This is a genomic window from Pseudomonas batumici, from assembly GCF_000820515.1.
Lineage (GTDB): Bacteria > Pseudomonadota > Gammaproteobacteria > Pseudomonadales > Pseudomonadaceae > Aquipseudomonas > Aquipseudomonas batumici.
In genome coordinates, this window is sequence record NZ_JXDG01000082.1 from 18,824 (window position 1) to 41,609 (window position 22,786).

General features: G+C 62.1%; 14 protein-coding genes, 1 tRNA gene and 1 pseudogene. 12 read left to right on the forward strand and 4 right to left on the reverse strand.

The annotated features are described in order from the left end of the window. Positions 1–5: 5 nt before the first annotated feature. The 4 genes from pgaB (at position 6) to UCMB321_RS28110 (ending at position 9,292) form a co-directional block, all read left to right on the forward strand. Complete coding sequence (gene pgaB, locus UCMB321_RS28095; protein ID WP_040071994.1) at positions 6–2,003, forward strand: poly-beta-1,6-N-acetyl-D-glucosamine N-deacetylase PgaB; 1,998 nt, start codon at positions 6–8, stop codon at positions 2,001–2,003. A 3-nt stretch (positions 2,004–2,006) separates the two neighbouring features. Further along, positions 2,007–3,362: a poly-beta-1,6-N-acetyl-D-glucosamine synthase gene (gene pgaC, locus UCMB321_RS28100; protein ID WP_040071957.1), complete on the forward strand. Its 1,356-nt coding sequence runs from the start codon at positions 2,007–2,009 to the stop codon at positions 3,360–3,362. Continuing rightward, the gene (pgaD, locus tag UCMB321_RS28105) at positions 3,359–3,871 is read left to right on the forward strand and encodes a poly-beta-1,6-N-acetyl-D-glucosamine biosynthesis protein PgaD (RefSeq protein ID WP_040071958.1); all 513 of its coding nucleotides are present in this window, start codon (positions 3,359–3,361) and stop codon (positions 3,869–3,871) included. The genes pgaC and pgaD overlap by 4 nt, the downstream gene beginning before the upstream one ends. A 135-nt stretch (positions 3,872–4,006) precedes the next feature. After that, positions 4,007–9,292: a dermonecrotic toxin domain-containing protein gene (locus UCMB321_RS28110; RefSeq protein ID WP_040071959.1), complete on the forward strand. Its 5,286-nt coding sequence runs from the start codon at positions 4,007–4,009 to the stop codon at positions 9,290–9,292. Between the two features lie 179 nt (positions 9,293–9,471). On the opposite strand, the gene UCMB321_RS28115 is transcribed toward UCMB321_RS28110, so the two are convergent. Further along, positions 9,472–10,479 carry an Abi family protein gene (locus UCMB321_RS28115; RefSeq protein ID WP_040071960.1) on the reverse strand — a complete coding sequence of 336 codons (1,008 nt, stop codon included), beginning with the start codon at positions 10,477–10,479 and terminating at the stop codon, positions 9,472–9,474. Between the two features lie 448 nt (positions 10,480–10,927). Here UCMB321_RS28115 and UCMB321_RS28120 point away from each other — a divergent pair, with 448 nt between their 5' ends. Beyond that, positions 10,928–11,188, forward strand: a complete 261-nt coding sequence (locus tag UCMB321_RS28120; protein ID WP_040071961.1) for a hypothetical protein — start codon at positions 10,928–10,930, stop codon at positions 11,186–11,188. Between the two features lie 225 nt (positions 11,189–11,413). Here UCMB321_RS28120 and UCMB321_RS28125 read toward each other — a convergent pair. Continuing rightward, a tRNA-Arg gene (locus UCMB321_RS28125) sits at positions 11,414–11,490 on the reverse strand. 252 nt (positions 11,491–11,742) lie between these two features. Here UCMB321_RS28125 and UCMB321_RS28130 point away from each other — a divergent pair. The 4 genes and pseudogenes from UCMB321_RS28130 to UCMB321_RS28145 all read left to right on the forward strand — a co-directional run bounded on the left by UCMB321_RS28130 (position 11,743) and on the right by UCMB321_RS28145 (position 16,603). Continuing rightward, positions 11,743–12,038 (forward strand): annotated as a pseudogene (locus tag UCMB321_RS28130) (RebB family R body protein). Between the two features lie 320 nt (positions 12,039–12,358). Further along, entirely contained in the window at positions 12,359–13,801 is a 1,443-nt protein-coding gene (gabD, locus tag UCMB321_RS28135) for an NADP-dependent succinate-semialdehyde dehydrogenase (protein WP_040071962.1), read from the forward strand. A 174-nt stretch (positions 13,802–13,975) separates the two neighbouring features. Continuing rightward, on the forward strand, positions 13,976–15,259 hold the full coding sequence (gene gabT / locus UCMB321_RS28140; protein WP_040071963.1) for a 4-aminobutyrate--2-oxoglutarate transaminase: 1,284 nt from the start codon (positions 13,976–13,978) through the stop codon (positions 15,257–15,259). A gap of 132 nt (positions 15,260–15,391) precedes the next feature. Beyond that, complete coding sequence (locus tag UCMB321_RS28145; RefSeq protein WP_040071964.1) at positions 15,392–16,603, forward strand: HDOD domain-containing protein; 1,212 nt, start codon at positions 15,392–15,394, stop codon at positions 16,601–16,603. A gap of 16 nt (positions 16,604–16,619) precedes the next feature. Here the strand turns inward: UCMB321_RS28145 and UCMB321_RS28150 are convergent, their stop codons facing one another. Both UCMB321_RS28150 and desA read right to left on the reverse strand, forming a co-directional pair. Continuing rightward, on the reverse strand, positions 16,620–17,609 hold the full coding sequence (locus UCMB321_RS28150; RefSeq protein ID WP_040071965.1) for a GGDEF domain-containing protein: 990 nt from the start codon (positions 17,607–17,609) through the stop codon (positions 16,620–16,622). 148 nt (positions 17,610–17,757) lie between these two features. Then, a complete protein-coding gene (gene desA / locus UCMB321_RS28155) occupies positions 17,758–18,942 on the reverse strand; it encodes a delta-9 fatty acid desaturase DesA (RefSeq protein ID WP_040071966.1) in 1,185 nt (394 codons plus the stop codon). A gap of 167 nt (positions 18,943–19,109) precedes the next feature. Here desA and dibA point away from each other — a divergent pair, with 167 nt between their 5' ends. The 3 genes from dibA (at position 19,110) to UCMB321_RS28170 (ending at position 22,682) form a co-directional block, all read left to right on the forward strand. Continuing rightward, positions 19,110–21,029 carry a phosphodiesterase DibA gene (gene dibA / locus UCMB321_RS28160; protein WP_040071967.1) on the forward strand — a complete coding sequence of 640 codons (1,920 nt, stop codon included), beginning with the start codon at positions 19,110–19,112 and terminating at the stop codon, positions 21,027–21,029. A 304-nt stretch (positions 21,030–21,333) separates the two neighbouring features. Further along, positions 21,334–21,516: a sulfur starvation response protein OscA gene (gene oscA / locus UCMB321_RS28165; RefSeq protein WP_040071968.1), complete on the forward strand. Its 183-nt coding sequence runs from the start codon at positions 21,334–21,336 to the stop codon at positions 21,514–21,516. 155 nt (positions 21,517–21,671) lie between these two features. Then, positions 21,672–22,682 carry a sulfate ABC transporter substrate-binding protein gene (locus UCMB321_RS28170; RefSeq protein ID WP_040071969.1) on the forward strand — a complete coding sequence of 337 codons (1,011 nt, stop codon included), beginning with the start codon at positions 21,672–21,674 and terminating at the stop codon, positions 22,680–22,682. Positions 22,683–22,786: the final 104 nt, after the last annotated feature.

A 22,786-nucleotide genomic window follows, 5' to 3' on the forward strand; every position in this document is an offset into this window, starting at 1 on the left:
TGATGATGCCCACGTTGATGCGTTGCATCCTGCTACTGGGAGCCTTGCTGGTCAGCGCCTGCGCCCAGAAGCCGATGCTGTTCGTCGAACCCGCGCAGCGGCCGGTGCCGATCAATCAAGCCCCCTGGCCGAAGAACCAGGTGCTGGCCCTCACCTACCATGACATCGCGGACAGCGATCCCGATCAGGCCGTGGTGGGCGTGCGGACCGAACGGCTGATCCAGCAGCTTGCGTGGTTGCGGGAGAACAACTATCGGCCGGTGAGCGTGGATCAGATCCTCGCGGCCCGCAAGGGCGGCCCGGAGTTGCCGCCCAAGGCGGTGCTGTTGACCTTCGATGACGGTTATTCGAGCTTCTATACCCGGGTGATGCCGGTGCTCAGGAGTTATCAATGGCCTGCCGTGCTGGCGCCGGTGGGGGTGTGGATCGATACCCCGGCGGACAAACCGGTGGATTTCGCCGGTCAGTTGCGTCCGCGCTCCGAGTTCCTGACCTGGGCGCAGATCAAGGAAGTCGCGGCTTCCGGGCTGGTGGAAATTGCCGCTCACACCAACGCCGGCCACCATGGCATGGTTGCCAACCCCCAGGGCAGCCTGCAACCGGCCGCGACGACCCGTGGTTATGACATGGCAACCGGTCGTTATGAAAGCGAGGCCGACTTCCGGAACCGTCTGCAGGAGGACGTTACGGCCATCTCGACGAAGATCCGTGCGGCCACCGGTTACTCGCCGCGTGTCTGGATCTGGCCCTATGGTGCCGCCGACGGCACCGCGTTGAGCGTGATCGCCGACCAGGGCTACACGATGGCGCTGACCCTGGAAGACGGCCTCGTCCGTCCCGATCAACTGATGAACAGCCCGCGTTTTCTCGTGGCCGCGGACCCCGATGGCGCCAGCTTCGCCAGCAATATCGTGGCGGTGCAGACCGTGACGCCGCTGCGCGTGATGCATATCGACCTGGATGATGTCTACGACCCGGACCCGGCCCGGCAGGAGATCAATCTGGGCAAGATGATCCAGCGCGTCGTGGACATGGGCGCCAATAGCGTTTTCCTGCAAGCGTTCGCCGATCCCGAAGGCGACGGCCTGGCGCGCTCGCTGTACTTCCCCAACCGTCATCTGCCGGTGCGCGCCGACCTGTTCGACCGTGCCGCCTGGCAACTGCGCACCCGCGCCCACGTCAAGGTCTTCGCCTGGATGCCGGTGCTCGCTTTTGCCCTGGATGAAAAACTCCCCCGCGTGACGCGCTGGGACCCGGCTAGCGGGCAGACCTCGATTGACCCGAAACAGTACAAGCGCCTGTCGCCGTTCGACCCGAACGTACGGCGGATCATTGGCGAAATCTACGAAGACGTCGCCCGCCTGTCCTCGGTCGACGGCATTCTCTACCATGACGATGCGCTGCTGTCGGATTTCGAGGATGCCGGCCCTCAAGCGCTGCGCACCTATGCGGCCAACGGCCTGCCAGGCTCGATGAGCGCCTTGCGCGCCGACCCGGCGACCCTTCAGCGCTGGAGCCGTTTCAAGAGCCGCTACCTGGTCGACTTCACCGACGAGCTGACGGCCAAGGTCCGCGCGATTCGCGGGCCCCAGATCCAGACCGCGCGTAATCTGTTCGCCGAACCGGTGATCGATCCGCAAAGCGAAGCCTGGTTTGCCCAGAACCTCGATGACTTCCTGGCCAGCTACGACTGGACCGCGACCATGGCCATGCCGTTGATGGAGGGGCAGAGCGAGAAACACTCGGGTGACTGGCTGGAGGCATTGGTCGGTAAGGTCAAGCAACGCCCGGGTGCCCTCGACCGCACCGTGTTCGAACTGCAGGCCCGGGACTGGCGCCACAAGCCCGCGACGGACCTTGACGGCGAACAGCTGGCGGAGTGGATGGGCCAGCTCAAGCGCCAGGGCGCCACCAGTTTCGGCTACTACCCGGACAACTTTCTGGACGGCCGCCCGGCTGTCGATGTCGTGCGCCCCGCGCTTTCCAACTACTGGAATCCTTAGATCATGATGGATCGAATCCTGGCACTGATCGTCCTGGCGCTCGTCCTGGGGGTTCCCCTGGGCGTGGTTTTCCTGGTCACCGGACAATTCCTGATGGACTTCGTGTTCTTCTACCCGTTGTTCATGTCGGGGTTGTGGATTGCCGGCGGCTTGTACTTCTGGCTGCACTGGGAGCGCCATTGGCCCTGGGAGGCCGATACCTTGCCACCGCCGCTGCCGGGTGAACCGCTGATCTCGATCCTGATCCCTTGCTTCAACGAAGAGGATAACGTCGCCGAGACCATCGAGGCCGCATTGGCCCAGCGTTACCCGAACATCGAAGTGATCGCCATCAATGACGGTTCCAAGGACAACACCGGCCAACTGCTGGATGAACTGGCGTTGCTGGACCCGCGCTTGCGGGTCATCCACTTGGCGCAGAACCAGGGCAAGGCGGTGGCCTTGCGGATGGGCACCGTGGCGGCGCGCAGCGAGTATTTGCTGTGCATCGACGGCGACGCCTTGCTGGCGCCGAACACGGCGGCCTACATGGTGGCGCCGTTGCTGCAGAACTCGCGCCTGGGGGCCGTCACCGGCAACCCGCGGATCCGTACCCGCTCGACCCTGGTCGGGCGGGTCCAGGTCGGCGAATTTTCCTCGATCATCGGCTTGATCAAGCGCACACAGCGGGTCTTGGGGCGGATCTTCACCATCTCCGGGGTGATCTGCGCCTTCCGCCGCACCGCGCTGGACCGGGTGGGCTACTGGAGCCCGAACATGATCACCGAAGACATCGATGTCAGTTGGAAGCTGCAACTGGACCACTGGAGCATTTTCTACGAGCCGCGGGCCCTGTGCTGGATCCTCATGCCGGAAACCGTGCGCGGGCTGTGGAAACAGCGGTTGCGCTGGGCCCAGGGTGGGGCAGAAGTGTTGTTCAAGAACATCCGGGGTATCTGGCAGTGGCGCCATCGTTACCTGTGGCCGCTGTTGTTCGAATACTGCCTGTCGACGGGCTGGTCGTTCATCCTGCTGTTGTCGATCGTTTTCTATTGCCTGGGGCATTTTATCGAGATACCGGCCGCGATTGCCGTGCATCGCATTGTGCCACCGGCCTTTACCGGGCTGCTGCTGGCGACGGTCTGCCTGGGACAGTTTGCGGTCAGCGTGTTGATCGACCGCCGCTACGAAAGAGATCTCTGGAAAATCATGTTCTGGGTGGTCTGGTATCCGCTGGTGTTCTGGTTCATCAGCTTTTTCACCACCCTGGTCAGCTTTCCCCGGGTGTTGTTCGGTCAGACCAACAAGCGAGCCCGCTGGGTCAGCCCGGATCGGGGGATCAAGCCTGTCGATGATGACAAGCAGAAGGTGCGCTCATGAAAATCATCAGAACCCGCCAGCGGCCTTTCCTGGTGGTAGTCGACACGATCCTGACCCTGCTGGCCTGGACCGGCCTGTTGTATCTGCTGATCCAGGGGTTGTGGCCGTTGTTCGACGGGCATACGGGGCCGCGAATCGATGTCTCGTTCTTCGATGCCCTCAATACCCTGGAGGTTTATCTGTGGATCGGCCTGTTGAATGCGGTGGTGTTGGTCAGCTGGGCGCGGTATCAACAGCGCAAGAGCCGTAGTTTCTCCCAACGCCGTTTGCCGGCGCCGGTGGTCGGGGATGAGGGGTTGAGTCGCAGCTTCAAGCTCAGTGAGGACAAGTTCGCCCGGATGCGCCAGTCCGCAAGGATGGTCGTGCACAACGATGAGCAGGGCGGGGTGCGTGAAGTGTTTACACACCTGTATCGTGTTGAGCCGCAGGAGCAACCGCGGCCGCTGGCGCCGCCGGCTCATCCTCACGTCATCCGGCTGTCGTCGGAGGATGAAGGCGACCGCGCCTGAGATTGTTCCAGGCTTGACCCGAATGCCATGGGCACCGCGCAGTGAACTCGAACGCGGTCCTTAACTATCTAATGCACGGGCACGATAGGCTGCGCTCTACGCTTTTCCCTTTTTCCATGGAACAAGGGAAACCGTATGAACACCCGCGTAGAGGATCCTCGCAGGGAGGCCGCCGAGTCGGCCAATGAGGATGCAACGGCGGTTTTACCCGCCCCTGACGCCGCGCTGAAGCGCTTGGCCGAGAAACTCTCGGAGCGTCTCGCAACCTCGGAACGCCCCAGTCTGCTGCTCAACCGGCTCCAGGCGGCGCTGGTGCGTGGGCTCGATAGCCAGCACCGGCTCAAGAGGCTCTTCGAGCGGGCGCCGCAGATCGGCGCCGTGCTCAAACACTTATTGACCGAGACCTTCGGCCACGATCCGCACCGGCTCCTGTTCACCCCGCCATTGCGCAGCGGCGACGGGCAAACGGCGCGGACCCTGGCGCAGGTGGCCATGTCGCTGTTGCGTAATCCGTTTCTGTCCCTGGAGCCGGGCCATGGGGTTCGATTGAGCCTTGCCGACGAACCGGACAGCGTCCTGCGGCTGGACCCGGAGCAGGTCCTGGGGAGTCTGAAGGCCCTGGGGCTGTCTTCCAGGATCGACAACGCCCTGCGCAGCTATTGGCATCAGCCGGCCGACGATAGCAATGTCTCGCGGCGGGACCGGCTGATCGAACTGCACAAGCTGCTGTTTCACGACAAGGCCTTGCTGGCCTATGGCGTCGACGAGTTGTCCATTGCCGGGTTCAACATGCTGATGGGCTTGCTGGATGCACCGACCCCCGAAGCGCGGACGCTGGCCGGTGGTCGGTGGGCCCGTCTTGCGGTGTCGGAGCTGGTCTGGCCGGGAAAGGCGCAGGCGACGGTGGCGTTGAGCGGAGCCTTGCACTTGCAGGATGCCAGCAGGGCCGAGCGTGGCAGGCAGGTGGTTTTCGTACCCGGTATGTCGGCGGAGTTCTTCGAGTTTGCCAGCCCCGCCGAGCTGCAACGCGGGCTTGCGCAACTGTTCAACGCACCGGGCAACTATCGGCTCTGGCAGTTGCTGGCGTTGTCAGAGCGTCATCAGCTGTTTCCCCAACCGGATGGCCCGGCCCTGGCCTACCACTTCCAGGCCTGCGCGGCGCTCGCCGGCGATGCCCTGGCCCATAGCGCCCTGAGTCGGCTGGATACGCAATTGGCTAATGAATGGGCCGCCGCGCTGTTGCTCAACACGGTGTGCATGCTGCCCGGGGGATTGACCGATGCCGGGCGTCTGACGCCGCTGCAGGCGGTCGAGGCCATGCAGGAGTCGCGCACGGCATTGACACGCTTGCCGCCCCTCGGGACGACGCTTGCGCATCTGCTTCGGCGCGACGAACTGCGCAGAATGTTCGAGATCACTTTCGGCAGCCTGGTGGCGGATCTTCCCGTGCGCCTGCGCCAGGGCAAGGTCCGGCAGCAGGAACGCGGCCTTCTCAAGCTGCTCGATGAGCAAGACCCGGGACGCGACACCCCGGCCTATAGCGAGCTGCTGGCGCGCCATAAGCTTTGGCGACAGCAGGCGGCTGATGTCCAGGGTCTGCTCCAGAACCGGGAAGGGCATTTCCAGTCGGCATTCTGGAGCACCCGGGACCAGGAGGGCCACGATCTTCCCGGCCAGTTGTTCAAAAGGCGCAGCCAGGGGCTTTTGCACGAGGCGCAGATGCAGCATCAGCTCGGGTTGATCGATCAGAAGGAGTTGGAGCGTGTGCTCGATGTGCTGCCGCCACCCCTGGTGGAGGTGCGGGTTGCCAATGACACACGGATCGCCGCCATCAGCCTGGGGCCAGCGAACTCGCCCTGGTCGCTGACGGGGGCCTGCGTCATCAGTACCCGGCAAGCGTTGGCCGATCCGCGCGCGGGCACGTCGGCGCTGCTGTTTGTGCCGGGCCGGCTGGGCGGGCTGCAACGCTTCATGAGCCTCGACAGTCTCTCGCAACGGCTGGAGATCACCTTGCGCAGTCCGGAGTGCGACACCCTCTGGCCACTGATCCCCCGGGACCAGCGTGGCGAGGCGCGCAGTTGGGTGCGGAGTCGGCCTGTCGGCGAACCGATACCCATCCACTATCAGTCCATTGAAACGGACGCCCTGCGGCAGGGACTCCAGCAACAGGTCCAGGACCACCTTCGGGTTTGTCGGCTGATCGAGGGTGGCTTGCGGCCCTTCTCGGAAATCGGCGACGCCCGCAGCTCCCTGCAAATGCTGGCCCATGAGTTGGAGGAGAACCTCGGCGTCCCGGGTCACGATGCCCGGGAGCGCGCGCTGGACAAGGTGGCCGTCCTGCAACTCGGTGCCGTGCAGGCGCAGGGGCTTCCCGGCTGGTTGTCCGCGGCATCACGCGCGGACCGCCAGCAGTACGCACGACTGCTGGCCCGTTACCAGAAACATGTGCAGGCCCTGGAGCTCAAGCTGGAGCGTCAGTTGCCGGATCTGGATGACTTTGCCCGTGGGAAAATCATCGAGCGGCTCAAGCAGGACGGCTTTTATCCGGGGCTGGATATCGACAAGCCGCTGTTCGATCTGCCCGACAGCGTCGAGCGGGTGTGGGTCGGGCATCCTGAACGCACGGTGGCTGAGGCGGGTCCGAAGACGGTGGTCAGTGAGGCGCGCACTACCTACAGCCTCTTGCGCCTGGCCCTGGAAAACCTCGACCCGCAAGCGCCCTGGAGCAAACGTCGGTTGCAGCACGGACGGGTACTGGATCGTGCCTGGCAGCAGCGACTGACGCCGGGTTATCTGATGAGCACGATTTCGGCACTCGATCTTGGCGGCCACTACGACACCCTGATCCAGCGGGCTTTTTACGGTGTCGATGATCCCAGGCTCGAACCGCTACGGGCGTTCGATCAGGCGCTGCTGTACCGGCTGGTCAGGCAACGCGCCCGAATGGAGTTGTTCAGTGCCCGGCAACAGGGATTGAGCGACTGGGCCGCCGAGGTGTTCGAGAGGGCCCTGAGTGCGGAGTGCGCCACGGACCTGCGCAACGAGCGCCTTGAACTCGAATTGCACTTTGTCACCTTCGCCGGCCGGGCGTTTGCCCGGGCCCGGCATGTGGGCAATGCCGTGGCCATCCACGACAAGGTTTGCGCAAGAACGCTCATCTATTTGCCGGGCGCTGCGCATGAGCAGGTGCTGACCGAGCACACTGACCTGGCGGCGGCGCAACGGGCACTGGTCGATATCGGGCGAGCGCCGCAGCGGGTGGTGGACGTTGTGCAAAGGCTGGCGGTCGGCTGGGAGGCGGAAGTCATCGAGGGTTATCCTGCCGAGCGAGACCCGGAGGCGGTGCGCTCAAGGCTCCTGAGTCCTGCGCGCGATGATGGGCTTCCAAACGACCTGATGCCTTTGGGGGCCGATCCGATTGCCACGGTCAATTCCACGTTCAAGGTGGCCAAGAGCTGGTGGACGAGCGAGCCGGAGCAACCGGTGCCGGATCCTGCGGCGCTGGAAAAGGAGGTCAGGCGCGAGATCGCGGAAAATCCCGAACACTGGTTGCGGCTCAGGAAAACCCAACGCTGCGACCTGTCGCTGGTGCTGGCGCATGCCTTTGTCCTGCGGGCGCAGCAACGGGCCCGGACGCTATCGAACTCGGCTCGGCAATTGGCGCAGCTACGCGAGATACGTGAACGCGAACAGCGCTCGGCCTACTGGCTCAGGGTGTTGTCGGTGGTGCCGGTCGTCAGTATTGCGGTCAATGTGCATGAGACGGCCGTGGCTTTGCGCCGGCTTCACCGCAGCGGTGATCCGCACGATGCCTTCGAACTCTTCAAGGCGGCGCATATGACGCTGGTCGATGCCGTGCTGACGTTCTACCCGATGGGCAAGGTGGGCGGTGCGGTCTCCCGGCCGCTACGGGTCGGTCATGGGGGCTGGTCGCGCGCGGCCTTGCGGACCCTCGATCGGCGGCAGAGCCTGTCTCACAAAGGCGCGATGGCCCTGAAAACGAAGGTTGCCGCAAAGCCCAGACCCCTGCTACCCGGGTACGAAGCGACGATTACCCCGGACGATGCGGTGGCCCTGCAGGGTCCGACCAATGCCGGCAGCTATGTGAAAAACGGTGTGCAGTTCATCACCGATGGCAGCAACCGCTACGAGGTCTACCGGCCGAAGGGCGAGAATGCCTTGCGCTTGAAGAAAACCGCTGCCCAGGACAATGAGCTGGTTCTGTATATCCACGAGCCGGGCGAATACCTGTTGCGTGCCGATGCGCCTGAGCCCCAGCCGGGTCCCAGTCGCGCGATGTGGCAACCCTGGACGCGGCCTGCGTTGCCCGAGGCGGTGGGGGCGCCCGTGTTGCAACTGGAGTGGATGACGCGCCGGCCGGCCCTGTTGTCCACGGACTGGAAGGCGTGGGGATTGGCACTGGAGAACGAACAGGTCCTGGAGTTGTCGGCGAGCCGAGGGATGTATGTGAGGCGGGGGGCTGAACACGTTCGGCTGCTGAAGCTCGATGATCGTTATTTCGAACTGCTTCCCGAGGGTTCCCGGATCCATCCCGATATCGTTTTTCTGAAGCGTTCCGTTCCGTTGTCCACCTATGCCGAGGCGGACTTCAAGCTTTGGTGGAGGCACCTGGACGAGCAGCCGATACCGGCCACTTTTGATCAACGCCGCCAGGCCTGGACAGTGCGTGCCCCCTTGTTCAACGAGCCTCTGGAGCGGACCCTGGCGCAACCCCTGGAGGGCATGACGCCGGCCAGCCTGCAGAGGACGATCAGCCGGCTGATCGAGCGAACCGATGTGGAACATACGTCGGTTACGGCAACCCGGATGGTAGCGCTCAAGCGCACGCAGGAAGCCTGGAGTTCACGGGGCGTGCACCTTGATGTGCTGTTGCGCGAACTCGATGCCCAGTCCCTTGGGCGGACTCACTTTCCCATCGGTCGTGCGACCGGTACAACGAGCTTTTACCGGTTGGACTTTGATCCGCCCCAGGCCGTGGACCCTCGGCTTTTCGACACCAGGGGGGCGGCGCGCATTGCCGAGTTGGCCTCGAACAGCGAGAACGCCGTTATCGGCGTCTTGCGTCGTCATGGCTTTGTCGTGACCGAGATCCCGAAATCCCAATCCTTCAACACGGTCAACCTGTTCTGTACCCACCCTGGCTCGGACCATCTCTACTACATCATGCTCAAATGGACCGACAAGCTCTCGGTGCCCATGACCCGCTACCAAGGGGGCCCACGGCAGTTGACGGATGGCTGGTTCAACCGGCATTTCGACCTGAGGCCCCTGGGTCAGCGCGCGCTGCTCAAACCGGTCAAGGAGGCCCTGAACCAGGGGCGTTTGGTGAAGATCATCGCGGGGTTGCAGCGGTCGGGGGATACCGGGCTGGTGACGGTGTTTTTTGCCAGGGCGCAATAGGGGGGCAGTGTGCGGCAGCCATAGCGGTTACCCGAGGTGGGTTTGCTGGAGCGATTGTGTTTACTGGTGTTGACGGGAGGGCTCTCGCCTTTATAATCGTCCGTAACACGGCCCCTCTCGGTTGATGCGCTTCGGTGCTGAGACTGCTTAGGGGTTTTTTATTGCCTGGATTTTTCCGTTTACCAGCCATGCCTCTGCCAATCGTGGTTGACCCCTATGCCCTCCAGATTGAGATCGAGGTGGGACAAATTCGGGAAATCATTCTCCAGCAGCGCTTTTAGTCGTCTCCCCCAGCTTGATGAAGGGTTAATGACTTTCATCAGATGTTGGGTGATGCACAAGAGCATGAACGGACGAGCACGTCGGTGTGGGTCGTCATGGAACGCGGATAACGAAGGAACCTGCTCTGCAGGTGGCAGCTTCGGTTGATCAACGATGTTCCGGTTCCACAGGCGACTGTGATGGGCGCATACGTTTCGCAGATAGTTTAGGCTGCGCAGCCAACTGGCGAAGATCCTGCCGTTGCTGATGCCGTATGCCTGAGATATAGCGTCTTGATCAGCCTCGGTCATGCCTGCATAAAGGGTCGATAACGTACCAAAGTCCCAAACCTCGCAGGCTACCCAGACAGCCAGCGGAAGGCCGTATTTTTCCTTGTTGTGACGGATAAAATCTTCGTTCGAGCGGTTGATCAAAGCGGCGTGTTTACCTACCCAGACATGATGCTTGGTTAACCCGGTTTTACCATCCAGCCGGGTGGAGAAGCTCTCATGGAACAGCTCCGGCTTTAGATAGGCAAACTTTTCGTGCTTGCCCAGCCCATGGGATATGTCGACTCGTAAGGCGATTTCGATGCGTTCCAGCGCGTCCAGGGTCAGTAGGCGAAGTTTCTTATCGAAGACATAAAGGTCGACTGCATTTTGGAAAGTGGTACCGGGTTTGAAATTCTCCAGGGGAAACCGGGTAGGTTTGGTCTTGGATGGCTTCTGATTTTTATGCTGGACCAGTGGGCAGCAGATCTCCGTGCGCTCGCGAAAGGCGAACCAGTAACCGCTGAGGCGGTAATAACCGATGCGTTCCAAGTACTCCAAAGCTTTGGGTTGATCAGTCACGACCACTCCCCGAGTCATCAGCAATTCAAGCTGCTCTTGATAGCTCTGCCAAGGTTTGGGATAGCCCTGCGTCATCTGTAAATCATCCTGGTAGTCCTTTTGGCAGCCTTACGTTTTTTAATCGATGGCTCAACACTTGGGAGCGTCAATTGTGTTTCGCAGGATGTCGGAGATGTAACCGCCAGGGACGCCTGGTGAGAATGGTCGCGGGCTTGTAGCGTGTGCTGGTTACGGATCGGGTAGTGGTGTTTTTCGTCAGGGCGCTATAGGTCGTTCAGCGGGCAGCGGTCATCGACGTCGCCCAAGTTGACTTGCGTACTTTGGGTACTGGCCCCTATAGTTCAGTCTGTCACTACACAAGTCAGTGACCGGATTTGGCGATCCGAAACAAGTTAGGTGCAGTCCTGTTTTCTCCTTTCGTAAGTGCTATTGGCATGAGAGGTTTATCGCGGCTGTTCGGGGAGACCTTCGAGTCTGCCGGGTTTACTCACTTGCCGGATCGTCAATTCAGGAGTTACGCAATATGACGCAATACATTTCGCTGCAAACCAACTTCCCCGACCGCCCCGTCCTGCTGATCGACAGCCGCGCTCCTATGGCACAGTTGTTGGAGTGCGCGCAGCAGCGCATCAAGGCGGGTACCGATCTGCTGGAAAGCATCACGTCCGTGAGCATCACCGGCCTTGAAGATAACGACCTGTACCGATTCACCAGTGCCGCGTATCTGCTGCTCCGGGAGGGGGCGGATTTGCTGGAGGTGGTGAGGCGGCGGATTGACGAATAGCCGGCGTTCACCGCTCGTCACAGATTTGAAAGCAAGCTCTGGCGTTTTTTCAGTTTGATAAGCACCAGAACGTCTTGACCCTTCATCGTAGCCTCTGTTAGCGACTGTCCTTTGTCCTAGGACAAAGGACAGTCGCTAACACTGAGGACAGATAAATGCAAAATCCCGATTCTGAAAACCAAAAAAGCCCCAGGTCATCGACCTGAGGCTTTTCGTTGTTGCGTATGGTGCACCAGGCGGGATTCGAACCCACGACCCCTGCCTTCGGAGGGCAGTACTCTATCCAGCTGAGCTACTGGTGCTTATGCGGGCGACATCATACCCATGTCGGCTCGGGGCGTCCATTCAGGTTTTGTCGGGAAATTCTCTTCTTCGGTTTTCAGCGCTCATGGCCCCGGCCCGCCTCGGTTCGAGCAGCCCGTCTGGCAACCATTGACGCCCTCCAGATCCGGGATCACCCTCAGGCAACGCCGGTTTTGCGTGCCGATCCGGCGCCCGCTCCGGTTTCACCCCTGAACCCGGCACGTACTCGTACTGACAAAGGAAGTTAAAGTATGGCTACCGTTAACGATCAAATCACCGATACCGTGACCCAGAGCAACGTCAAGGTGCTGGGCGAAGCCCCTGCCGAGGTGCTGGGCAACCTCTATCAAACCGCGGCCCACTCCACCGGCATCCGGCTCGAAAACGCCGCTGAGGAACAGCAACAGCTGAGCACCGACAGCCAGGCCGCCACCAATCAGGGCGTGATGCAAATCTACAGCCTGGATACCACCGAGAAGATCGCCCAGGCCGGTGTCGCGGATAATCCACCAGCCCGCTGACAGTACTGAAGCCATTCAAATCTTGAACCCATGGCCGGCCACCCCGCCTTCGCGATTTCGAAAGGCATCGCGAAGGCCCCGGGGTACGTTGATCAGAAAAACTCCGCAAAAGCGTCTTTTTCGTTCTTTTTTTCGAACAGACTATTGTCCTTTACCCTAGGCGGCCCTAGGATTCGTTTGAGATTTCAAACGCTCTTGTCTGGGTGCTGAACCGCACATCCATCTCATGTGCGCTATTTATGTGCTTCGGCCCGGTGAATGAATTTCCTGACGGCAGCCCCCAAGGCGCCTTTCTACAATCAATAATTCGCTGCGCGCAAGCGCGGTGCTGTTAAGGAAAGCCTACATGCAGCTCAAAGACACCCAGTTGTTCCGCCAGCAAGCCTTCATCGATGGGGCTTGGGTCGATGCGGACAATGGTCAGACGATCAAGGTCAACAACCCGGCCACCGGCGAAATCCTCGGGACCGTGCCGAAAATGGGCACTGCCGAAACCCGCCGTGCCATCGAAGCCGCCGACAAGGCCCTGCCGGCCTGGCGTGCACTGACCGCCAAAGAGCGTGCGAACAAACTGCGTCGCTGGTTCGAACTGATCATCGAGAACCAGGACGACCTGGCCCGCCTGATGACCCTCGAACAAGGCAAGCCATTGGCCGAAGCCAAGGGCGAAATCGTCTACGCCGCCTCCTTCATCGAATGGTTCGCCGAAGAAGCCAAGCGTATCTACGGCGATGTGATTCCGGGCCACCAGCCGGACAAGCGCCTGATCGTGATCAAGCAGCCGATCGGCGTCACCGCCGCCATCACCCCGTGGAACTTCCCGGCCGCGATGATCACCCGTAAAGCCGGCCCGGCCCTGGCCGCCGGTTGCACCATGGTGCTCAAGCCCGCTTCGCAAACCCCGTTCTCGGCCTTCGCCCTGGCCGAACTGGCCCAGCGTGCCGGTATCCCGAAAGGCGTGTTCAGCGTGGTCACCGGCAGCGCCGGCGACATCGGCAGCGAACTGACCAGCAACCCGACCGTGCGCAAGCTGTCCTTCACCGGCTCGACCGAGATCGGTCGCCAGCTGATGGCCGAATGCGCCAAGGACATCAAGAAGGTTTCCCTGGAACTGGGCGGCAACGCGCCCTTCATCGTGTTCGACGACGCGGACCTGGACAAGGCCGTCGAAGGCGCGATCGTCTCCAAGTACCGCAACAACGGCCAGACCTGCGTCTGCGCCAACCGCCTGTACATCCAGGATGGGGTCTACGACGCCTTCGCCGAGAAACTGAAGGCGGCTGTGGCCAAGCTCAAGATCGGCAACGGTCTGGAAGAGGGCACCACCACCGGTCCGCTGATCGACGAGAAAGCCGTGGCCAAGGTCCAGGAACACATCGCCGATGCCCTGGGCAAGGGCGCGACCCTGCTGGCCGGCGGCAAGTCCATCGAAGGCAACTTCTTCGAGCCGACCATCCTGGTCAACGTCTCCAAGGACGCCGCCGTGGCCAAGGAAGAAACCTTCGGTCCATTGGCCCCGCTGTTCCGCTTCAAAGACGAAGCCGAAGTGATCGCGATGTCCAACGACACCGAGTTCGGCCTGGCCTCGTACTTCTACGCCCGTGACCTGGGCCGTGTGTTCCGTGTGGCCGAGGCCCTGGAATACGGCATGGTCGGTGTCAACACCGGGCTGATCTCCAACGAAGTCGCGCCGTTCGGCGGCATCAAGGCTTCGGGCCTGGGCCGTGAAGGCTCCAAGTACGGCATCGAAGACTACCTGGAAATCAAATATCTCTGCCTGGGCGTGTAATCCAGTCAGGTGGTTCAGCGAGAGGGGCACGAGAGCGCTGCCCCTGTCGCGTTTCAAACGATACTTCAGTGTGGCCGGAACGCTGTGCCAGTCGATCATCGTATGCTGGTGCAGTGCCTCCCTGCCGCGTCATCCTTGAATCACGCCGCCCGATGAGCGGTGAATGAGGACACCATGAGCAAGACCAACGCATCCCTGATGAAACGCCGCGAAGCCGCTGTACCCCGCGGTGTCGGCCAGATCCACCCGATTTTCGCCGAGTCGGCGAAGAACGCCACTGTGACCGACGTCGAAGGCCGCGAGTTCATCGACTTCGCCGGCGGTATCGCCGTGCTGAACACCGGCCACGTGCACCCGAAAATCATCGCCGCCGTGACCGAACAGCTGAACAAGCTGACCCACACCTGCTTCCAGGTCCTGGCCTACGAACCCTACGTAGAGCTGTGCGAGAAAGTGAACGCCAAGGTGCCGGGTGATTTCGCCAAGAAAACCCTGCTGGTCACCACCGGTTCGGAAGCTGTGGAAAACGCCGTGAAAATCGCCCGTGCCGCTACTGGCCGTGCCGGCGTGATCGCCTTCACCGGCGCCTACCACGGTCGCACCATGATGACCCTGGGCCTGACCGGTAAAGTCGTGCCTTACTCGGCCGGCATGGGCCTGATGCCTGGCGGCATCTTCCGCGCGCTGTACCCGAACGAACTGCACGGCGTGAGCATCGACGACTCCATCGCCAGCATCGAGCGCATCTTCAAGAACGATGCCGAGCCACGTGATATCGCCGCGATCATCATCGAGCCGGTCCAGGGCGAAGGCGGTTTCTACGTCGCGCCAAAAGAATTCATGAAGCGCCTGCGTGCCCTGTGCGACCAGCACGGCATCCTGCTGATCGCCGACGAAGTGCAGACCGGCGCCGGTCGTACCGGTACCTTCTTCGCCATGGAACAGATGGGCGTTGCCGCCGACCTGACCACCTTCGCCAAATCCATCGCCGGCGGCTTCCCGCTGGCCGGTGTCTGCGGCAAGGCCGAATACATGGACGCCATCGCCCCAGGCGGCCTGGGCGGCACCTACGCCGGTAGCCCGATTGCTTGCGCCGCGGCCCTGGCCGTGATGGAAGTGTTCGAGGAAGAGCACCTGCTGGATCGCTGCAAAGCGGTCGGCGAGCGCCTGGTGACCGGCCTGAAGCGGATTCAGGCCAAGCACCCGGCAGTGATCGGTGAAGTGCGTGCCCTGGGCGCGATGATCGCCGTGGAACTGTTCGAAGGCGGCGACAGCCACAAGCCGAACGCGGCCGCCGTGGCCCAGGTCGTGGCCAAGGCCCGTGACAAGGGGCTGATCCTGCTGTCCTGCGGCACCTACGGCAACGTGTTGCGCGTACTGGTCCCGCTGACCTCGCCGGACGAGCAACTGGACAAGGGCCTGGCAATCATCGAAGAGTGCTTCGCCGAGCTCGCCTGAGTTGTGACGTGATCAACAAAAGGACCCGCTTCGGCGGGTTTTTTTGTTTTCTGGCGTCGCAATAGTGGCTTTTGGCTGTATCTGCCCGCGCGCATTGACTAAGGTATCAGGACTGCCCTCGGAGAGTGCTTGATGACTGCTGTGGATTTACCTGCTGCACCCCGTGTATTGATTGCCGAGGCGGACCCTTGGCCACGGGATTTGCTGAAGCAGGTGCTGTTGAGCGTGCGTTGCGATGCACAACTGGAAATCTGTGCCGATGGCCACGAGGCGCTGGAGCTGCTTAACGAGCAAGCGTTCGACCTGGTGATCGCGGACTGGGAGCTGCCGGGTGTCGACGGCCTGAGCCTGCTGCGCGGCTTGCGCCAGAAGAAACGCAATCCGCCGCTGCCGTTCATTCTGGTGGGTGCGCGCAACGACGTGGCCAGCGTGCGGGAAATCCTGCCGCTGCACCCGACTGCCTACCTGACCAAGCCCCTGAGCATGGAAAGCCTGACCCAGCGCCTCCAGGATCTGCTGCTGGATGCCGGGCAGGCGGTCTCGTGCGAAGTTCCGGCGCTGGGGCCGGGCATGAGCCTGGAGAAGTTTCTCGAACACCGCCGCGGGGAGTCGGACGGTGCGCCGTTGATGGCGGACGTGCAGATGGCGGTCAATCGCAGCCTCAATCCCGGCGACCTCGACCTGAAGGCGCTGGAGCAGGATGTTCGCACCGACCCGCAAATCACTGCGGTGTTGATCGCCGCCGCCAACAGTGCGGCGCAGCATCACGGCAGTGGGGTTCAGACCCTGGCCCAGGCGTTGCAACGGCTCGGTGTGGCGCAGAGCATGAACCTGATCCTCGGCCTGACCCTCAAGCGCAGCGCCCGGCTCAGCGACGCGGCCCTGGGCGACTACGCCGAGCGCTACTGGGACCTGTCGCTGCACACGGCCGAATACGGCTACTCCCTGGCACGCTTGCTGGATCTGGACCCGGAGCGTTGTTACTGCGCCGGGCTGTTGCATCGTCTGGGCGACCTGGCCTTGCTGCGTTGTCTGCAAGAGTGGCTGAGCGCGGGAGGTGAGCTGGATGACGAACTGATCGGCGAATCGCTCCATGCCCTGGGCGCGAGCTTCGGTTCGGCGCTGCGCACGCGCTGGCGCCTGCCGCTGGAGCTGCGGGAGCTGATTGCGGCGGTCTACCAGCTTGGTGGCGGGGTTTACTCACGCGAGGCCCTGGTGATGAACCTGGCGGCGCAATTGGCGCGGCTGACACCCCATGAGGGCGTTGAGGACATCGCCAAGGGGCGCACGGCCCGCTTGCTGAAGGTCGGGTTGCCGGAGCTGGTGCGTTTGCGCAAGAACTGACGCTCGCGCCGCCGTGCTACGCCAGCACGATCTGGTTCTTGCCCTGGCGCTTGGCCTGGTACATGGCGCTGTCCGCCCGGGCGAACAGCGGGTCGAGGGTTTCATCCTCCGGCGTCACCCCGGCCAGGCCCTGGCTGACGGTGACGCCAAAGCCCTTGCCATCATGGCTGAAGCTCAGGCGCTGGATTTCCCGTTGCAAACGTTCGGCGATCTGCCGGGCCATTTCCGGTGTGCAACCGGGCAGCAGGGCGGCGAATTCTTCACCGCCGATGCGCCCGAACAAATCCCCGACCCGCAACGCTCCGCGCCCGGTTTCAGCGATCCGTTGCAACACCAGGTCGCCTTCGGGGTGACCGTAGGTGTCATTGATCAGCTTGAAGTCATCGATGTCCAGCAGCAGGAACGCCAGGGGCGAGTCTTCCAGCCGTGCCTCTTCGAAGGCCCGCTGGGCGCTGTCGAAGAAGTGCCGGCGGTTGCTGCTGCCGGTCAGCACATCGGTGCTGGCCAGGCGCTGCAACTCATCCTCCAGCGCTTTCTTCTCGGTGATGTCCTCGGCCATGCCGACCACGATCAGCCGCTGTCCCGGTTCGGCGTGGCGACTGATGAAGCACTTGTCGCTGAGCCAGCGCAGCTGCCCGTCGGCACTGATGATGCGGTACTCGCGGTCTTCCACCGCCCCCGTTTCCAGCACCTGGGCCAGGCTGCGTTCGGCATAGTCGAGGTCGTCGGGGTAGATGCTGTTGCGCCATTCGTTGTAGTCGGCCAGCAGCAGGCCGGCCGAGCGGCCGAAGATCCGCTCGTAGGCGGGGCTGACGTAGAGCATCTGCCGGGTGTTCCAGTCGAGGGCCCAGAGCACCGCATTGACGCTGACCAGCAGGGAACTGAAGAGCTGTTCGCGTTCGCTCAGGCGCGCGACTTCACCTTGTGCGTGCATCAAGGCCAACAGGGTTTCAGCGGCTTCAGGCCACTGGTGAAGGGAAGGCGGTTTCGGGTTCTTGTTGACCATCGGCACTGATCTCACAGGGCGTGCCGTACGTTATGGAGCAACGGCCACGCTACAGCCCGCCGGGACGGCGACGTGCAGTTTGAGATAGGGGCGGGGCCGCTAAGTTCCCGATCGGCACGCCCTGGAAGGGGCGCGCCGATCAACGGCATCAAGCGACGGTAGGACGCAGCGAGTAGGTTTTCAGCTGGTTGGCGAAGTCGCGCAACGACTGGATGCCGCTGGCTTCGGCCTCGTGGACCCAATCCTTGATCGCGGCGAGCATGTCGTGGCCATTTGAGCTGGTCTTGACCCAGATCTGTTGCAGGGCCAGGCGTTTCTCGTAAATTACCTTGAGTGCCTGGCTGTGGGCCAACATGGTTTCGATGCGGTCCTGGTGTTTCTCGCTGAGCAGGCTGGTTTCCCGCGACAGCAGGCGCTTGGCGCGATGGAACTGATGGCGGACCGAATGATCGACCTTGGCCAGCTCCTGTTTCACCAGCGGCGCGATCACCAGCTTGCGGTACTGGGCCATGATCTGGAAACGGTTGTTGAGGATCGCCATGGCCGTGTCCATGTCCAGGTGGCCCTTGCCTTCGACCCGGTGGGCGATGGGCGCCACGCGTTGCACCTTGGCCAGGCGCAGGAAGCTGAAGACCTGGATCCAGGCCCAACCCAGGTCGAACTCCCACTTCTTGACCGACAGCTTGGCCGAATTGGGGTAGGTATGGTGGTTGTTGTGCAGCTCTTCGCCGCCGATCAGGATGCCCCAGGGCAGCAGGTTGGTGGCGGCGTCACGGCATTCGAAGTTGCGATAGCCGACCGCGTGGCCCAGGCCGTTGATCACGCCGGCGGCCCAGAACGGAATCCACATCATCTGGACGGCCCAGACGGTGATGCCGATGGCGCCGAACAGCAGCAGATCGATCACCGCCATGAGGGCGACGCCGAGCAGTTTGTAACGCGAGTAGAGGTTGCGTTCGAGCCAGTCGTCCGGGCAGTTCTTGCCGTAGATGCGCAGGGTCTCGGGGTTGCCGGCCTCGGCCCGGTACAACTCGGCGCCGGTGCGCAGGACGGTGGACAGGCCGAGGATCACCGGGCTGTGGGGGTCGTCGACGGTTTCACATTTTGCGTGATGTTTACGGTGGATAGCCGTCCACTCGCGCGTATTCTGTGCCGTGGTCAGCCACAGCCAGAAGCGGAAAAAATGTTTCAGGCCGCCGTTGAGCTCCAGGGAGCGATGGGCCGAATAGCGGTGCAGATAGACCGTGACGCCGACAATGGTCACGTGGGTCATCAACAGGGTGACCGCCACCACTTGCCAGGCTGACAGGTCAAGAAAACCGTTGTACCACATAGGCTGTATGGCCCTCGATAAAGTAAAGAACAGCGAGTGCATTATCACCGAGCCCACAGAGAAAACCAGTCGCTGTTTCAGATAAGAGTGGCGGGATGTTTCTTACTCTATAATTCCGGCCAGTTTGTAGGGCAATTTGGCGTTTCTAGAGGGAATTAGTACCGTTTATGTCGATTTCAAATCGTAATGCTCTGAAGGTGGGCCTGTTGTACCTGCTGTTGTCGATCCTCTGGATCCAGGTCAGCCAGCAGCTGTTGAGCAGCTTTTTCGATGACCCCGAGCAGTTGGAGCACTGGCAGATCGTTCGCGGCTACCTGTGGGTGAGCGTCAGTGCCGTGCTGATCTTCCTGATCCATGCGCGTTACCAGGGTTTCATCCATGCCGCCCAGGCGTTGAAGCCCAGGTCCGAGGATCGCGAGCGTTTGCGCCAGGCCGCCGCGGTGTTCGATTGCACCCGCGAGGGGGTGCTGGTCACGGACAAGGAGGGCTTGATCGTCCACGTCAACCGCGCCTTTGTCGCCATTACCGGTTATCAGGAAGCCGAGGTGCTGGGGGAGCGGCCGAACCTGTTCAAGTCCGGTCGGCATTCGGCGGAGTTCTACCAGAAGGTCTATCAGGCGCTGGAGGCCACGGGCGAGTGGAGCGGCGAGATCTGGAACCGGCGCAAGAGCGGCGAAATCTACCCGCAATGGCAGACGATCCGGGCGATCCGCGACGACCATGGGCAACTCAGCCAGTATGTCGCGGTGTTTTCCGATATCAGCGCGATCAAGGACTCGCAGCACGAGTTGGCGCAGCTGGCGAACTACGACCCCCTGACCGGCCTGCCCAATCGCCTGCTGTTCACCGACCGCGCCACCCAGGCGTTGGCCTCGGCGCAGGTGCACAAGCGCGGTTGCGCCTTGCTGCTGATCGACCTGGATCACTTCAAGATCATCAACGACAGCCTCGGTCACAACATTGGCGACCAATTGCTCAAGGCGGTAGGCGAGCGCCTGCAACACCTCTTCGGCAGCGGTATCAGCCTGGCCCGCCTGGGCGGTGACGAGTTCGCCGTGCTGGCGGAGAACTGCCCACAGGTGGTGCAGGCGGCAGCCCTGGCGCAGCGGGTGATCGAGGGCTTGAAGGAACCGTTCCTGCTCGACGGGCATCAATTGTTCATCAGCGCCAGTATCGGCATCAGCCTGTTCCCCAGCGACTCGCTGAATGCCGAGCAACTGCTGCGCAATGCCGACTCCGCCTTGTTCAAGGCCAAGAGCGCGGGTCGCGAAGGCTATGCCTTGTACACCGAGGAACTGACCGCCCACGCCCAGCACCGGGTGGAAATGGCCGGCGAGTTGCGCCGGGCGCTGGAGCAGGACGAGCTGCGGGTGTATTACCAGCCGGTGCATGAATTGGGCAGCAGCCGGCTGATCGGGGTCGAGGCCCTGGTCCGTTGGGAGCATCCGCAGCGCGGGCTGGTGTCGCCTGGCGAGTTCATTCCGATTGCCGAGCGCACCGGGCTGATCGCCGAGATCGATGCCTGGGTCATGGAGCAGTCCTGCCGGCAGATGTGCCAGTGGTTGCGGGAGGGGGTGGTGTTGTCCTTTATCGCGGTGAACGTCTCCAGCCGCCTGTTTGCCCGTCGCGAGCTGTACCAGCAGGTGGCGAAGGTGCTGGACGACACTGGCCTGGACCCGGCGCTGCTTGAGCTGGAGGTGACCGAAAGCGCGGTGATGGACGATCCGGAGGTGGCGTTGGAGCAGTTGCATCGCCTGCGCGAGTTGGGCGTGAGCCTGGCGATCGACGATTTTGGCACCGGTTATTCCTCACTGTTGCGGCTCAAGCGGTTGCCGGTGCAGAAACTCAAGATCGACCAGGGTTTCGTCGCCGGCTTGCCGTGGGACGAAGACGATGCGGCGATTGTCCGGGTGGTCATCGCCCTGGCGCAAAGCATGGGCATGCAGGTGCAGGCCGAGGGCATCGAACAGGCCGAGCAGGCGCGGTTCCTGCTCGATCAGTCCTGTGATCTGGGGCAGGGCTACTGGTTCGGGCGGCCGATGCCGGCGCAGAAGCTCGATTGGCAGTGTGCGCCGGTGATTGCGTGACTATCTGAGCCTTGCGGCGCCTATCCGGACGCTATCGCCACGGTGCGGCGTCCCGACAAGCCGGCTCCCACACGGGATTTGTGCCATACGCAAGTCCCGTGTTCGACACGATCTCCTGTAGGAGCCGGCTTGCCGGCGATCCGACGCGCAGCGGCGGCCATCCTTCACATTCCCCATAACGAAAATTTGGTTATATTAAAATTCTTAAATAGTATTTTTAAGAATAACATGGCCTGTCTAAGATTGCCTCACGCCACAAGCAGTGCCCCACTGCCGGGGCCACTCTCATTTCAGGAGCACGACCATGAGCGCATCTCTGCGTAGCGTTGACGGCCAGGACGAAGCAACCATTCTGCGTGAGATCCAGAGCGCCTTGCGCGATCTGCGTTTCGGCGCCGTCGAGATCACGGTGCACAACGCTCAAGTGGTCCAGATCGAACGCAAGGAAAAATTCCGCCTGCAAAACCCGGGCAGCAAACCCAGCTGACCCCTGCGTCTTCCTCTGTTCAAGCAGAGGCCCGACGGGTCACCTGCGGGCGTCATCCATGACCCCCAGCCAGAACCAGAGCGTTCGCGCCCGAATGCGGGCCTGAAACGCCATAAGAAAAAAGCCGATACACCAGAATTTTCGGGAGCTTCACCATGTCGTCGATTCGCCGTTACGCCCTGGCCGCGCTCGCCAGTGCCGTGTTTGCCGGTTCCGCGGTTGCCAAGGATTACGAACTGCTCAACGTGTCCTACGACCCGACCCGTGAGCTGTACCAGGACTACAACGCCGAATTCACCAGCTTCTGGAAGCAGGCCCACCCCGGCGACAACGTGAAGATCCAGCAATCCCATGGCGGTTCGGGCAAGCAAGGCCGCGCCGTGATCGACGGCCTGCGCGCCGACGTGGTGACCCTGGCCCTGGCCGGCGACATCGACGAAATCGCCAAGCTGGGCAAGACCCTGCCCGAGGACTGGCAAAAACGCCTGCCGGACGCCAGCACGCCCTACACCTCGACCATCGTGTTCCTGGTGCGCAAGGGCAACCCCAAGGGCATCAAGGACTGGGGCGACCTGATCAAGAAAGACGTCTCGGTGATCACTCCGAACCCGAAAACCAGCGGCGGCGCGCGCTGGAACTTCCTCGCCGCCTGGGCCTACGGCCTGAAGGCCGGCGGCAGCGAAGCCAAGGCCCAGGAATACGTGAAAGAGCTGTTCAAGCACGTGCCGGTCCTCGACACCGGTGCTCGCGGCTCGACCATCACCTTCGTCAACAACGGCCAGGGCGACGTGCTGCTGGCCTGGGAAAACGAGGCTTTCCTGGCCTTGAAGGAAGACGGCGGCGCCAACAAGTTCGATATCGTTGTGCCGTCCCTGTCGATCCTCGCCGAGCCGCCAGTGGCCGTGGTCGACAAGAATGCCGAGAAAAAGGGCAACAGCGAAATCGCCGAGGCTTACCTCAAGCACCTGTACAGTCCGGCCGGCCAGGAAATCGCGGCGAAGAACTTCTACCGTCCGCGTGACGAGAAGGTTGCCGCCCAGTACGCCAAGCAGTTCCCGAAACTGGACCTGGTGACCATCGACAAGAACTTCGGCGGCTGGAAATCGGCGCAACCGAAATTCTTCAAGGACGGTGGCGTGTTCGACCAGATCTACCAGGCCCAGTAGGAGCGAGCTTGCTCGCGAAGAACGTCAACGATAACGCGTATATTCTGGATGAACGCGGTGCCCTTGAGATCTTCGCGAGCAAGCTCGCTCCTACAGTGGCCACG